We start from the raw sequence: 14191 nt of genomic DNA on the forward strand, positions 1-14191 counted from the left end.
TTCAAAGTCGTATAAGTCAATTGGTAAGAGCATTTAAATTAAAGAATACCATGTGATCATAAAATCCAATAACATACTGATAAACAATTAATTAAATAATTTCAAAACACCAAGGAACAGAATAAAAAGAGAGGAAAAAAAAATGTATATTAATAAACTATAAACAAGCTTATAACCAAAATTTTATATATAAATCTCATAATTAATTAAAATCTCATTAATTTTTTAAGTTAAAAGACAAATATCAAATTCGGAATCTTTAATTGAGTAATTTAGCATTGGACAAATGCACTAAGATTTTTATGAAAAATATCTTCTTTTTAATGCTGATTTCAACGGTTCAACCCTTATTATCACAAACCAAACTGGAAAAAGCAATCACTAATCTTGAAAATAATTACGAACAGGAAAAAGTATACCTCCTTACCGATAAACCTCAATATGCAGCGGGAGACCAGATCTGGTTTAAAGGTTTTGTATTTGACGGTTACAACCGTTCGACATTATCCACCACCCTGTTTGTGGAATTGTACGATTCCGATAAGAAATTAATAGACTGGAAAACAGTACTTCTTACCAATGGCGAAGGCAGCGGAGATTTCAAGCTTAAAGCAGACCTTCCGGAGCAGGTTTATTTTGTAAGGGCCTATACTCCGTACATGACGAATTTCAGCGATGATTTCCAAATTGTTAAAACCTTTCCGGTTTACAATCCTACCTCAACTAAAGCATTAGAAGTTGCTAAAAATTCAGATTGGTCCGCGAAAGCATTTCCTGAAGGTGGAAACTTCATTAATGGTACACCTACAAAATTTGCTATAAGACTTTATGGCAATGTTTCTCTTCCGGAAAAATGGAGTGGAAAAATAATAGACGTACAAAATCCAAATGTTCCTATAACCACTTTCACCTCGCTTGATAAAAATGTAGCTTCTTTTAAAATAACACCGGCATCAGGAAAAAAATACCAGGCCATCATTGAAGATAATGCAGGAAAAAAGCAAACCATCAATTTACCCGAAGTTACAGACAGCGGTCTTCATGTAGAAGTTTCCAGCTCGAATGAAGGGATAAAATACAGTTTAAAAGGAGTTAATTTAAAACAACAGCTTCAGAATTATAAAATTGTAGGGACCATTAATAATCACTTAGCTTACAAGGCAAATATTACCCAATTAACCAGTGAAGTCTCAAGCACGATCCCTACAAAAATCAGCAATGGGGCCAATGGTGTTTTACAGCTGGCTATTTTTGATGAACAGGACAATCTGGTCGCAAAAAGACTTTGCTTTATCAAACCGAATAATTTAAAGATTGAGAAAGCAGAAATTGTTGGCCAGAATTTAAAAGAAACACCAAGATCTTTCAACAGTATCGACCTTTCACCGGAATCTTATTTTAAAAATTATACGGTTCTGGTAAGTGAGGATGACGGAAGTAACATAACTGAAGAAGAGAATATCCTGAGCAGCCTTTGGTTAACGGGAGATCTTTCTTCAAAAATAGACAGTCCAGCCCAATACTTCTCTAAAAATGCCAATACCGAAGCTTTGGATGCCCTGCTTATTTCTGAAAACTGGAAAAGGTTTGACTGGAATTCAGTACTTAGCGGAACGGTTCCCGCCATTAAAGCCAATTCTCAGAAATTTCTTTCTTACAGGATAAAACCCCTTAAAGACAACGCCCTGATGAGAGATACCAATGTAAATGTAGTTCTAAAATTAGGGGAAAACGAACCCAGTATCAATCAGTTCAGAACCGATCAGATGGGATATATTTATTTGAACAATCTTAGTTTTGATGAACCCCTGAACGTTTCCGTATTTGCAAATTCTGAGAAGGGTAAGGAATCAGAAAATGATCATTTATTCGTGACGGTAGAACCCTTGGTTATCCCAACACCCTTTAAAGGAAGCTTGCCGGCTACGAAATACACATTGGTAACAGCCCCTGAGAATAAAAAACTTCCTCCGGCCATTTCAAAAGCCATCAACACTCAGAAAAATATTAAAAAGCTGGAACATATTGATGTCCAAATTGAAGAAGTCCAATTAACAGGAAAAAAGAAGGATCCCAAAGAAGAATTAAACAAACAACTATCCTCGGGAATGTTCAGTTCCGTGAATTCCACTATATTCGATTTCGTTAACGAGGACCAACATGTCGCCGGATCAACCAATATATTGGACTGGCTGCAGGGAAGAGCTGCCGGTTTAACATTCCAGAGAAATAACTCAGGGATCAATGTACCCTATATCCGTGGTCAGCAAGCCAAGCTTTACCTGGATGAAACCCCTACCGATGCAAGTATGATCACCAGCCTTCCGGTCAACAATATTGCCATGGTGAAAATTATTAAGGGTTCCGGACTAATCGGTAACGCAGTACTCATCTATACAATGAGAGGCAATATGAAATCTAAAAGTAACGAGAAGGATCCTCAAAAGAACAACCTATCGGTTATAAAGGGATACGACAAACCATCAGAATTTCCTATTGAAACACTGGATACGGATGATCCTGCAAAGAAAATTGAAAATGACACGCGGGAAACGCTTTACTGGAATCCTAATCTGTATGACAGTGATTATGTTCCTCCAAGAATTAAATTCTTCAATAACGACACCGCAAAACAATATAAGGTACTGATCATCAGTTTTGATGAAGATGACAATATTCTGTATGAAAACAGGGTGTTTAAATAGTATTTATCTATCTCCAAATAAAAAGATTCGAAAACTGCACGTTTTCGAATCTTTTATTATTTGTTAATCCGTAAGATTAATAAAATAAAGCCACAGGATCGAAAAAAACGGTTCACACATCATTCTAAGATTTACGTTTCTTACAATTTGTGGCTTTATTTTTACTTTATTCCGGATTTTGTTTTTTGTGCTTCCATTAAATGGTGATCCAAAGTTGGCAAGGTTTTGCTTGCAAATGACTTCAGTGAAGCTTCCTGACCATCAGCAGCTTCTTTTTTGAACTCTGCAATATCTTCTTTGTGGTCACTCACCATAAGATCACTATACATACGATCGAATTCTGCTCCTTTTTTAGACTTCAGCTCATCGTATTTCTTTTGTTTTTCAGCATCTAAACTTGTTGGTAAAGTATAACCAACTGTTGACGCCCAGCTTTTTAGTTCTTCATTCGCTTTACTGTGATCTTTTACCATCATTTCACCCAGGTTTTTTACATTTTTGTCGGAAGCATTCGTCGCGGCAAGCTTCCCCATCATTACCTCCATCAAACCTCCCTGAGCTGCCCCATCGGCAAATTTCTTATCCTGATCCGAAAGGGAGACTTTGGTATTGGTAGTGCCTGATACAGTGGTAGAATCGGCCGTCACAGCTGGTGAATCAACGGAAGGAGCCACTGCTGTACTGTCCATCGGTTGATTAACTGTCGTTGTTTCGCTTTTCTTACAGGCCAACATCGTGGAAACTGCAAGAAGGGTTAAAATTGAATTTTTCATAATATAATTAAATTGGTTTGGTCAGTAAATAAAAAAAATCATCCCTTACACCGGAGAAGATCATTTCTGTTTCACATCGAATTTAGAAAAGTAAAACCGGATACTTTATGACCTGAATCATATTCATCAATCACTTTTTATCTTTTTATGTTTCTAAAAGGGTAAATCTTTCTTATGGTAAAACATTGTAAAACCAATACCTCGGTAGTCTAAAACCTATATACTCAATTCATTAAGAAAAAAAGAAAACAATACCCCAATCCAACACCTGATTTACAAAAAATAGGGGTATGCCCTGAACCACAAATTCAATTTTCATAGGAAATTAGCAATACAAACCTGGTTTATGGAGATGTTTCGGGATTCAGTTCAATAGAATTCCAGAATCATAATGTCCCATAAGATGGAAAATCAAACCACAAAAATGGAGAGATGGAAATATTACATATCGCTTAAGAAATAATACTATGAAAGAAAAACTTGTAAAGCAAAAGGAAGAACTATCTCAGATACGAACTATTTTACAAAGCCTGGATATTGACAACGATGAAAGATTTCAATGGGGCTCAGAAGGATCACTACAGGACTATGAATATGACTTAAAGGTTGTAAAAAAAGATGTCAGCTTTTACCTGAAAGAGGATTTGTATTACATAAACCGTATAAGGCAAAATTACATCTCATCTGCACCCGATACGGAAGAGCAAAAAATCTTAGAAGCTGAGTTAAGCAGAATGAAAAAAATGTACAATTATAAGATCAATTATCTGACTATTATGTCTCACCTGAAAGATCTGGAGGATAAGCCTAAGATTGAATTGGCTAAACTTGAAAAAAGATACTCAGATCAAATTCGCCAGCTGGAATATGAACGTTCCAGACCAATACATTTCAGGCAACGTACCCATGAAGGATACAAGAGGAAAATAATCAGAAAGTCTGAGCGATCATATGATCAAAAAATAAAAAAAACAAAAAAAGACCTCGAAGATGAGAAAAAAGAAACAGCTATCAGGATAAAAAAAGAAGAAAAAGAGCTATTCAAAGAAGTTACTCAGTTTCTGAAAATTGATGAACGTTATATATCGCTTATAAAATCCGGTGTTATGTTATTGCCTAGTGACTCACGCCTGGCAGCAATTTTCCCAAAAAGCCGGTGGCTCACATTCAACAGTTCCAACAAAATTAACAGACATGAAATCATGCATCAGCATGCGCGCAAACTTTTAATGAAGCATAATTTGTTTACAGGAGAAACAGGCATATTACCTGGTAGCAGGAAAGGATGTATTTGTATTATGTACATTAAAGAGGGACATATGAAAGATCGTAGTGGAGCAACTTTCAGACCCGTCTTTGGAGCCTCTGGTATCAGGCCTTATGGTGAAAAATTTAATTTAGAAGAAGTACAGATTGAAAGAAATAGTTATATCAGCATGGGAGTCCCCGATCCCATAGATGCAGCCGGTAATTCTTATGAAAAAACAGTCGAAAGGTTACTTAAGCATGTGGATATTATGCAACGCCTTGGCATAAAAACACCTTCAATGCAATCCAGCTTATATTTCCTGCAAACTCCCGAATATAGGGACAATAAAAATAGACAAAACAGGATCACTATGCTTGAAAACTGGATGCCAAGTAACTGTGCTGAACCAGCTATTATGACGGCCATTTACCAAATGTACAGCCGGCCGGCTGATATTTACCTGTCCGTACCTTTTGAAGGTTATTTGTCTGAAGGGAAACTTTTACTTAAATATACCTGTGCGAGGTGTGCCCTATCGGAACCTGCTTTTATGTCACCAGTCGACACAAGCACAGGACAAAGGCTTACCGACATGCGCTTACAGAGTAATAGATCGTTCCTGATAAGCGATCGTATATTATCTAAAGGGCTAATGTATAATCATGCCAAGAAGAAAAACAATGAGGAGGACAAAGCTCATCCTTATAGTAAAAAGGATGTTGCTATAAAACGTACAGCTCTTCTCAATCAGGCATATGGTTTTGAACATGTAAAACGTGGACACGAGCAAGTCGCTATGGATACCACAATGATACTCATGATAGGTCTGAAATTTAAATAAAATAGATACTGACCATATACTGCAATAGTAAGATGCGGATATCCATATGGCTGCAACAATAGCGTCGTTAAAGAAAATCCACATCAATTTTAGTACAATACCGCAAGTTTCGGATTTCTTATTTCTCTGTGTAAAGCTAATTTTATTTCATAAAGATCATGATATGAAAGATATAGAAAAGAGGCTTGCTGCGAAGGATTGGCATTCAGTAAAAAGGGAATTGCACGATAAGGGTTTTGTGATTGTCCGGGATGTATTAACAAAAATGGAATGTGACAATTTAATTACTTTATACAATGCAGACAACACGTACCGCAAAACCATCAATATGGAACGATATCGTTTTGGCCGGGGAGAGTATAAATATTTCCAATATCCTTTACCTGAACTCATTACCACAATACGGGAACAGGTATATGCTGAAATAGCACCGGTGGCCAATCAGTGGATGCAGGAACTTGCTATTGAAAAAACATTCCCTTCCACGCATAAGGAGATGAAAAAACTCTGTATGGAACATAACCAGGAAAAGCCAACAGTATTAATATTAAAATATAGTGAAGGTGGATTTAACACCTTGCATCAGGATCTGTATGGTGAAATTTATTTTCCGATGCAGATCGTTTTTATGCTGGATCAGACAGAGGAGGATTATACAGGTGGAGAATTTGTTATAACAGAGCAGATTCCCCGTGCGCAATCCAAAGCTAATGTATTAAAACCCAACCGGGGCGATATGCTGATACTCACCACCAATTTCCGTCCGGTGAAAGGCTCTAAAGGGTATTACCGGGTTCATATGAAACATGGTGTAAGTCCTGTTCACAGTGGACACAGGCACAGCCTGGGTATTATTTTCCATGATGGATTGAGTTAAGTCTTACCTCCATCAAAACGGTTTAAAAGACTTTTTGAGATAAAAATAAATCTGGAAACCAATATCAAGCAATAAGATGATAAAGCATACCGATCTCGGCCAGACTTCCGAGGAAAGAAAAAAAGCGCTCAGCTCTCTGATCCGTAATGGCGTTATAACACTTGGTGGTTATAAAAAAGCAAAGATTTATGGTTTACTTTCGTGTTCTTCAGGTAAAAGAATGAAGACCGAAAACCGTGTTTTCTTTAAAAACGAAGAAGAAGCGCTTACATATAACTATAGGCCTTGCGGAAACTGCATGAAGGAAAAATATGAGGAATGGAAAAAGAAGACTAGTAAAGTGAGAACTACATAAGAATCATCGGATCATACATAATAAAAGTGAATATTAATATTGCTGTATCCATTATTAAATACTTTGAAAAGGAATTTACGGAATCCTCATTCGCTCCTCACATCATATTTTAATAAAGTTTATTTATGTATATTGGATATGTATTTTTTATAAAAAAATAAAAACTAAATACCAATTTATGAAAAACTTAAAAAACTTACCCCAAAAGCTCACCAAAAGAGAACTGAAAAAAATTACAGGAGGAAATGATCCGGATCTATCTTATCCGATGTGTACACCAAGACAATGCGAGACGCTTGATATGAAATGTGACCGCCTTAACAGCTGTCCACCACTCTATCCGGATCCGGACTAGTAATGAAATATTGTGATCCACTCACATAAAAAGCATCATTATTTTAATGATGCTTTTCTTATATTTATAGTATATCTGATTACTTAAGCCTGCCATTCATCTCCTTAACAAAGTCATCCCATTGCTTATTCAGATACGTCAATGACTGTTTCTTTTCACTCTCATTCAGAGACGAATAATTAATTGAATTAAAAACAAGCTTCTTCAGGGCTTTTACATCAAGTTCCCAATACACATACGCGACCCAGAAATCATATCCAAGACCTTCGTATCCGTAAACACTAGGATCATCACTGTTAATGGAACACTGTATTCCGTTACTTAGCAAAACTCTTGCAGGATGATTTCTCAGATCACTCACATATCCTAAAACCTGGTTACTGATCGGGCTAACCTCTACAAGCTTATTTTGTTTTTTGATCAGTTCCATAGTTTTGGGAAAATAGATCAGATTCAAACCATGTCCGATTCTTGGGTTGTCCAGTGATGCAATATCGATCATATTTTTATTAAAGACAGAAACGCTTTCCCCTGCATGAAGGAAAAGAGGCATCTTTACGCCATACTTTTTACTGAGTTCATTCAGCTTCGCCCAATCTTCCCGAAAAGAGTAAATACTATTCCCGGCAGCCTCATCGGCCACAAGGTCAAAACCTGAAATAACATCCGGAAATTCTTTTTTAAGTTCAAAAGCTGTTTCAAGTTGTTTTCCTACAGCCTGTGGATCTAAAAATTTAAAACTTGAGTAAATTAATTTCAGACTGAATTCCGGGTACTTTTTCTGTATCTCTTTCACTACTTCCTGCAAATCTGTGACTGAAGTTTTCAGAGGGTATTTTCCATGCTGAAAATCGTACAATTCATCAAAAACATATCTTATTTCTACATGCTGTACTTTATTTGCCGCTAAATCTTCAAATCCTTTTTTATAATACTCTTTGAAAAAAGGACGATAAGGCAACAGGAGGCTTATCCTTGTAAAGCGTTTTTCAAATTCAATCCAGTAATCCGAGTACGTACAGAGTGATTCCCGCTTCAGCAGAAGAAGTTCTGTCAACTGTTTTTCAAAGCCGGGTTCGGAACTCAATTTTTGATCAAGGCTGACAAATCCTTTTGGGACTTTCCCATCTTGAAAAAATGCCAGCTGCCCGAAAATAAAGTCTTTGGTATCCGCCTGATCATAGATATAGCATTCTTTATATTTTCTTGCTGCAGTAATTACCCATTTAGCATCCGTGATCCCGCCACTATGTGTATGCAGTAATCCTCCTTTAGGCATTGATTGGAAGATCTCAAATAATCTACTGCTTTCAATCAGAGGTTTTAATTCATTAAATGAGCTATTATACAAAGATATTTTTTGCTTTTCCGCTCCGGCCAGGAAATCTTTTCTTATCTGAAATAGTTTTTGATCCAAAGAAATTTCAGCATCAGATAACTTTACATCAGCATCGAAAGCAATTGCTTTATTCTGCTGTTCCAGCTGCATCCAGTTTTGTTGATATGCAGAATTTTCAGCCACTTTGCTTTGGCATCCAAACAAAGGAAATCCAAAAAATAACAGATAAGTAATATATTTTTTCATCATAATATCGAGGGTTATATGGCATAATTCGGCATGCCTAAGAATTAATTATTATCAAAAATATAATTAATTTTTTGAGTAAAACAACTTCAATCTGGCAGAATCTCAGATAAAATAAAGGAATGCAGTCGGTAAGAACTGAGTCTCAACGACTTTATTTTTGATACTCCTGATTTATATTTTGTTCTTTTAGGATCATCAAAATTATTTCAACCTGAATGAACCCAAACAGCCTCTTAGTAATAAGGCTTCTGAGATTATACTTCAGAAGCCTTATTTTTCCATATTTTCCAAAACTAAAAAATTCCTTTTTTGTGATTTGCTATTTTAGCCGTCTGGGCTGGGGTAATTCCAAAATGATCTTCAACAAGTTGCGCCGGATTAGAGGCCAGCCAGTCATTCAAGGATATATCCTGATATTCGTCAGAGTTGAAAACAATAATCAATTTAAGGGTTTCAGTGCCGGTGTTTTCTATATAGTGACCGAAACCTTGCTTGATAAAAGAAACCATACCTTTTTTATAAGGCATTGTTTTTACCCGTCCATGTGAACCAAAAATACTCAGATTTCCCTGTCCGCTCATAACGTATTGCCACTCGTCGGCATTAGGATGCCAGTGCAGTTCACGGATTGCTCCTGGTTCGATATCCATCCGTAAAGCAGTTAAAGTCTTTTGAATAGGAAATTCCTGAGCAGATACTTTTATAGTAGAACCACCAGGATATTTTTCATAAACACCATCGGTCTCCATGCGAAATTTATGGGCCGCATAACTTGGAGGTATATTGGGATCTATGTTTTGTGGTTTTTTGGCTGTGGCTATTTTCCCCGTACCAATATAAAGCTCTTTATGAGGAGAGGATGCAAATGCATTTGCCGGTAATCCGGAATTGCGTGCCAGTATCTCAGGAGAGAGATGGTTGATCCAGTCTGTGGAACTGAAAGTTCCAAATTCAGAAAAGTGACCATTGTCAAAGACTAATAAAAACAGGCATGATTGATCACCAATACACTGCAGGCAATGTCCGTGGCCCTTCGGGAAATACCAGATATCACCTTTCTCGAAATCATCTGTTGCCGTAGTTCCATCCGGAGCAACAACAGTTGTACGTACACTTCCTTCTAACACATAAGCCCATTCTGCTGCGATTGAATGCCAGTGTAATTCACGGAAGCTACCCGGGTTTAACCGCATAATTACTCCTGCAATACTTTGCGATACCGGAAATTCTTCTACAGTCGCTTCTTTGGCTGTACCACCGGGACCTACCCAGCCCTTACTACCATTTTCAATGTCGTATACAAAATCTTCCAATTCTTCTACCTTGGGATCGTTTGACCCATTTTTTACTGAAGTTTCGGCCTTTTTTGGAATTAATAAATCTAGGCCTGTTGATGCTGTTACCAAACCAAAGCTTGATAAAGATACTGCGGAAAGAAATCCGCGTCTTGTTGTTGCCATATCTTTTTATATTAATATTAAAACAAATGTAAAATTTAAATATGACATCTCAAAGCAAAACATCATATGTTTTTAAAAAACATCATATGTTTAATTTTTATACTTATATAACTGTATTGAAAGGCGTTTGCTGGTAAAATAACATTTTCAACGAGTCCAACTACCTCAGAATCCTAAGGAATTATATGATGTTTACCAGAAATGTCGTATGTTTGCTGCAAAGGAGTTAGCGAATCATGAAACTTTATGAAAAGGTAATTAGTCTGATAAAGAAAGATATTTCTCAAGGGAAATACAAAGCGGGGGAAAAGATACCTTCCGAACCTGAACTGATGAAGTTATATGGCGTAGGTCGTTCCACGATCAGAGAAGCGATTAAAACCATGGCCATTTCAGGGATTCTGAAAGTACAGCAGGGATCCGGGACTTTTGTTAATAACAGCTTCCAGGAGGTCAGCATTGAGCAGCGCTTAAGACGTGCAGATTTTGATGACGTCAATGCAGTAAGGAGACTTCTGGAGAAGGAAATTGTAAAATTGGCCACACAAAATCGTACTGAGGAACAACTTCAGGAGATCGAACAATATTTAGAAAATCGCAGACTGGCTATTCATGCTGAAGACGCTCAGCTTTGTGCCGATACAGATATTGCTTTTCATACAGCGATTGCCAAGGCTTCCTCAAATACAGTATTATCTGATTTATATTACAGTTTCACCTTAATCATGCGTAATTTTTTTCTTGCAAGAGAAAAGCAAGGAATCAGCCGTTTTGCAATGAATCATCATTTGCATGAACAATTATTTAAAGCGATTAAGAACAAAAAAACCAACCAAGCCCAATTAGTTCTTCAAAGAATTCTGGACAATAACTATTAAGATTTTTGATATATACCAGCCGTTATTTGTGAATCTTGTGTACAACAATAGCTACAGCTAATAATTATTGGACAGTTTCACTTTTAAGGAAAACAATAGCCCCTCTGTATTTCAGAGGGGCTACCCTTATTGCATTTCAGCTAATACATCCTTCAGTTTTTTAAGATATTGTCCAAAATATTTATTAAATGTGTATTCACTGATCAGATAATGGAATCCGAATATCGCCGCATATATACATAATCTGAGAAGAAAATCAATTTTAGCCAGCAGGTCAAGTCCCTGAATCCAATCCACCCTATTATATCTGAGTAAAACTTCCGAAGAAATGATCAGCAATAAAAAAAGGAACCTTGTTGCTATAAGATAACGACCATTGCTTTTGATAAGTTTCCTGATCTTCATTTCAATATCTTTCTTTACCGGGCCATTAAACGTTTCCAAACCATTGATCAGTTTTAAATTGAAAAAATGATAAATGATCATTACAGGCAGAATGGCGGCCGCCACCCATATAAAAAAACTGTTTCCCGTTTTATTTGCATTTATGCCTGCAATTATTAAAAAAACGAAAAGAGCGGGTAAAATCATCAGCTGCTTTTTTGTTCTTTTTTTGAGGGCATCAAGTGGAGAGGCTATCCCTCTTCTAGTAGCAGAAATAATATCAAATTCGTTCTGATCTACATTTACTGAAATTGTTTTCCAGTTGTTTTTCAATACATCTAATTCCATCTTATTTGTTGTTTGTTAAGGTTCTTAATTTGTCTTTAATCCTGTTCATCTTTACTCTCAACGTTGCATTGCTGATCCCCAGAATCTCTTCCATTTCATCGTAAGATTTATCTTCCAGGTACAACATTACAACCGATTTTTCCACATCATTCAGTTGTTGTATCGCTACATACAACTGTTGATGCTGTTCTTCTTTCAATCCCGTATCTTCTTCATAGGAGACCTGAACGTACTGCAGTTCAATATCACTGATCTGAATAGAACGTTTCGGTTTGGAAAGACTCATCAGAACCGTATTAATAGCAATCCTGTAGAGCCAGGTACTGAATTTTGACTCACCTCTGAATTTCGGATAAGATTTCCACAACTGAATAATAATATCCTGATACATCTCCTGAATAGTATTGGGATCATTGCTATACATCCTGCAAACCTTATAGATTAAAAGTTTATATTCTTTTAGCCTGAGCTCAAACTCTAATTCTAAATCTGTCTTTTTCAAATCTTTAGATTTTAGCTATTTGTTACCCGTTGTAACAAAATGTTACGAAATAATTGATCTAAAAAAATAATCCCTCCTGATGTTTTCCGGAGGGATTATTTTCTAAATCTTTTTCTAATTTATACTAATCAAACTTAATGAACATCTGATCGAAATTCATCGTCATTTTATTAAATTTTCGGATAACATCCTGCCCTATATTTCCATACACGGTTTCTTTATTGATCTTATCTTTTAATAAACGGATATCCCTTAATTCGATTTCTTTTCCAAGGATATGGAAAGTATGATTTATTTTAAATCCATCGTATTCGGCTTTTCCACCAGCTCCTCCCATGCCGATCTTACTTACTTTATAATGCTCATCGATTTCTTTTTTATTCTCCTGGTAAAAGGGAGCATATAACATCGTCTGATCTGCTCCCGTATCAAAACTATAGTGTTTTCCATCTATAAAAATAAGAGGTGAAAGACCGTCGATCGCCATATTGGAAGGACTACTTATTTTGGTTTCAGCCTCCGGTACAATAAAATAGTCATCCTGTGTCAGCTGCACTTCACGAAGTGCTTCAATAACAGGAAATCCAAGAATGCCATTGATCTGGTATTTAATTTGCGGAAAGCTAAGCGCAGTATCTGCAAACACCAAAAAAACAGCATTTTCTATGATGACATTCCCTAGCTTAAACTTTTCACAAACCGCCAGGTTAGCCTTTACGGATATACCGGTAATTGCATCCACATCTATGCCTGCGGGAATAATCTTCATTTTCAAACGCTTAGCCGCAGATTCTGAAATAGTAGATATATTAGCTCCCGTATCGAAAATAAAATTCATAAAATCGTCACCAATCTGCACTTTGAGATTTTTTAAATTAGCCACATCTTTTTCCATTTTCATGTTTGTACTCCCTTTCATCGTAACTTTCTGACGAGGCTCCTTTTCAAGTGCCGTCCAGATTTTCAGGTTATTCTTCAGATCACTCCTCTCTTCTTCTGTCAATATCTGATCATATTTTTTCAGGGTATTCTGTACCGCAGTTTTTGCTCCCGCATAATCATATTGCTTCATACTGTTATCCTCTTTGAGATGAGATATTTTCAACAGTAGTGAATCTGGTAGCGTTATTGTTTTCAACCCTTCCAGTTTCAAAATCTTCAGGTCGGACTCCCGGGGCTTATTGAATGCATTATTAAGAATTGCTTCCGTAAAGTATTGGTATTCCACCGGCAATTTTTTCCCGGCTGTTGCAAAAATTTCACGTGCACTGAAGAAGTTTTTTTTCTGTATTTGCGCATACAAACTATTAAATTCAGAATTATGGGTTTGGCTAAAACTAAAGCTACAAACGAACAGGAAGGTCGTTACCATAATTCGACAGAAAATCTTATTCATATGAAACAACTTTCCTCTTTCTAAGTTTTTTCTAAATCTTTTAAACTTTATTTTATAATTTTTCATACTACCAAACTTTTCATTAATAATTTAAATAGTTAGTCCGCTAATTTATTAAATACAGCAACGATACACGGATAAATTACTTAAAATTTTAAACAATTACCTTCAATCCATTTTCCCTGATCATCCCTATTATCAATAATCTTGTCATATTGTTGCTGCAACCCTGTTCAATTATCAGCACTTAAACTGACCAGCTTGGTACAAAATTATTGAAGCAATTCATCGAATTGATTCTTATTCGTTTTGTAAAAAAGACAACGTTTTTAATATTATATTTTTGTAATACAAAAAACAAATCCCTACCCGTTGAAATATTTAATTTTTATTTGTACATTTGCGTGACGTTACCGAATAATTGTAAACATTTTACAATTGAAGTAACACAGATTGTACCCGTTTAATGACCGGAATAAA

Annotated in this window: 12 protein-coding genes; 6 read left to right on the forward strand and 6 right to left on the reverse strand. The window is 36.1% G+C overall.

Annotated elements, in window-relative coordinates; genetic code table 11:
- Positions 1 to 302 precede the first annotated feature (302 nt).
- Positions 303 to 2705, forward strand: coding sequence for a hypothetical protein (locus tag ACNFU2_RS07370; RefSeq protein ID WP_418124477.1), 2403 nt, complete (start codon positions 303 to 305; stop codon positions 2703 to 2705).
- A gap of 161 nt (positions 2706 to 2866) precedes the next feature.
- Here the strand turns inward: ACNFU2_RS07370 and ACNFU2_RS07375 are convergent, their stop codons facing one another.
- Positions 2867 to 3478 (reverse strand): DUF4142 domain-containing protein, encoded by a 612-nt coding sequence (locus tag ACNFU2_RS07375; protein WP_418124479.1) that lies wholly within the window; start codon positions 3476 to 3478, stop codon positions 2867 to 2869.
- A gap of 467 nt (positions 3479 to 3945) precedes the next feature.
- Between ACNFU2_RS07375 and ACNFU2_RS07380 the strand changes: the two genes are divergently transcribed.
- From ACNFU2_RS07380 to ACNFU2_RS07395, 4 genes are all read left to right on the forward strand, one after another.
- Positions 3946 to 5568, forward strand: coding sequence for a hypothetical protein (locus tag ACNFU2_RS07380; protein WP_418124481.1), 1623 nt, complete (start codon positions 3946 to 3948; stop codon positions 5566 to 5568).
- A gap of 163 nt (positions 5569 to 5731) precedes the next feature.
- Complete coding sequence (locus tag ACNFU2_RS07385; protein WP_306614666.1) at positions 5732 to 6445, forward strand: 2OG-Fe(II) oxygenase; 714 nt, start codon at positions 5732 to 5734, stop codon at positions 6443 to 6445.
- Positions 6446 to 6521: 76 nt separating this feature from the next.
- Complete coding sequence (locus tag ACNFU2_RS07390) at positions 6522 to 6800, forward strand: Ada metal-binding domain-containing protein (protein ID WP_306614667.1); 279 nt, start codon at positions 6522 to 6524, stop codon at positions 6798 to 6800.
- Positions 6801 to 6978: 178 nt separating this feature from the next.
- Positions 6979 to 7155 carry a hypothetical protein gene (locus ACNFU2_RS07395; protein WP_273648494.1) on the forward strand — a complete coding sequence of 59 codons (177 nt, stop codon included), beginning with the start codon at positions 6979 to 6981 and terminating at the stop codon, positions 7153 to 7155.
- A gap of 79 nt (positions 7156 to 7234) precedes the next feature.
- Here the strand turns inward: ACNFU2_RS07395 and ACNFU2_RS07400 are convergent, their stop codons facing one another.
- The gene (locus ACNFU2_RS07400; RefSeq protein WP_418124484.1) at positions 7235 to 8743 is read right to left on the reverse strand and encodes an adenosine kinase; all 1509 of its coding nucleotides are present in this window, start codon (positions 8741 to 8743) and stop codon (positions 7235 to 7237) included.
- Between the two features lie 293 nt (positions 8744 to 9036).
- Positions 9037 to 10203, reverse strand: coding sequence for a cupin domain-containing protein (locus ACNFU2_RS07405; RefSeq protein WP_172279189.1), 1167 nt, complete (start codon positions 10201 to 10203; stop codon positions 9037 to 9039).
- A 236-nt stretch (positions 10204 to 10439) separates the two neighbouring features.
- Between ACNFU2_RS07405 and ACNFU2_RS07410 the strand changes: the two genes are divergently transcribed.
- The gene (locus tag ACNFU2_RS07410) at positions 10440 to 11081 is read left to right on the forward strand and encodes a FadR/GntR family transcriptional regulator (RefSeq protein WP_418124486.1); all 642 of its coding nucleotides are present in this window, start codon (positions 10440 to 10442) and stop codon (positions 11079 to 11081) included.
- 126 nt (positions 11082 to 11207) lie between these two features.
- Here ACNFU2_RS07410 and ACNFU2_RS07415 read toward each other — a convergent pair whose 3' ends face one another.
- The 3 genes from ACNFU2_RS07415 to ACNFU2_RS07425 form a co-directional block, all read right to left on the reverse strand.
- Positions 11208 to 11813 carry a hypothetical protein gene (locus ACNFU2_RS07415; protein ID WP_418124488.1) on the reverse strand — a complete coding sequence of 202 codons (606 nt, stop codon included), beginning with the start codon at positions 11811 to 11813 and terminating at the stop codon, positions 11208 to 11210.
- 1 nt (position 11814) lies between these two features.
- Positions 11815 to 12315, reverse strand: a complete 501-nt coding sequence (locus tag ACNFU2_RS07420) for an RNA polymerase sigma factor (protein WP_228456965.1) — start codon at positions 12313 to 12315, stop codon at positions 11815 to 11817.
- Positions 12316 to 12439: 124 nt separating this feature from the next.
- Entirely contained in the window at positions 12440 to 13711 is a 1272-nt protein-coding gene (locus tag ACNFU2_RS07425) for a retropepsin-like aspartic protease (RefSeq protein ID WP_418124490.1), read from the reverse strand.
- Positions 13712 to 14191: the final 480 nt, after the last annotated feature.

The organism is Chryseobacterium sp. PTM-20240506 (genome assembly GCF_048296755.1).
GTDB classification, from domain to species: domain Bacteria; phylum Bacteroidota; class Bacteroidia; order Flavobacteriales; family Weeksellaceae; genus Chryseobacterium; species Chryseobacterium proteolyticum.

Excerpts from the sequence above, each read along its gene's own strand:
- ACNFU2_RS07370 (WP_418124477.1), top strand. The coding sequence starts at position 303 with ATGAAAAATATCTTCTTTTTAATGCTGATTTCAACGGTTCAACCCTTA.
- ACNFU2_RS07375 (WP_418124479.1), bottom strand. The coding sequence starts at position 3,478 with ATGAAAAATTCAATTTTAACCCTTCTTGCAGTTTCCACGATGTTGGCC.
- ACNFU2_RS07380 (WP_418124481.1), top strand. The coding sequence starts at position 3,946 with ATGAAAGAAAAACTTGTAAAGCAAAAGGAAGAACTATCTCAGATACGA.
- ACNFU2_RS07385 (WP_306614666.1), top strand. The coding sequence starts at position 5,732 with ATGAAAGATATAGAAAAGAGGCTTGCTGCGAAGGATTGGCATTCAGTA.
- ACNFU2_RS07390 (WP_306614667.1), top strand. The coding sequence starts at position 6,522 with ATGATAAAGCATACCGATCTCGGCCAGACTTCCGAGGAAAGAAAAAAA.
- ACNFU2_RS07395 (WP_273648494.1), top strand. The coding sequence starts at position 6,979 with ATGAAAAACTTAAAAAACTTACCCCAAAAGCTCACCAAAAGAGAACTG.
- ACNFU2_RS07400 (WP_418124484.1), bottom strand. The coding sequence starts at position 8,743 with ATGATGAAAAAATATATTACTTATCTGTTATTTTTTGGATTTCCTTTG.
- ACNFU2_RS07405 (WP_172279189.1), bottom strand. The coding sequence starts at position 10,203 with ATGGCAACAACAAGACGCGGATTTCTTTCCGCAGTATCTTTATCAAGC.
- ACNFU2_RS07410 (WP_418124486.1), top strand. The coding sequence starts at position 10,440 with ATGAAACTTTATGAAAAGGTAATTAGTCTGATAAAGAAAGATATTTCT.
- ACNFU2_RS07415 (WP_418124488.1), bottom strand. The coding sequence starts at position 11,813 with ATGGAATTAGATGTATTGAAAAACAACTGGAAAACAATTTCAGTAAAT.
- ACNFU2_RS07425 (WP_418124490.1), bottom strand. The coding sequence starts at position 13,711 with ATGAATAAGATTTTCTGTCGAATTATGGTAACGACCTTCCTGTTCGTT.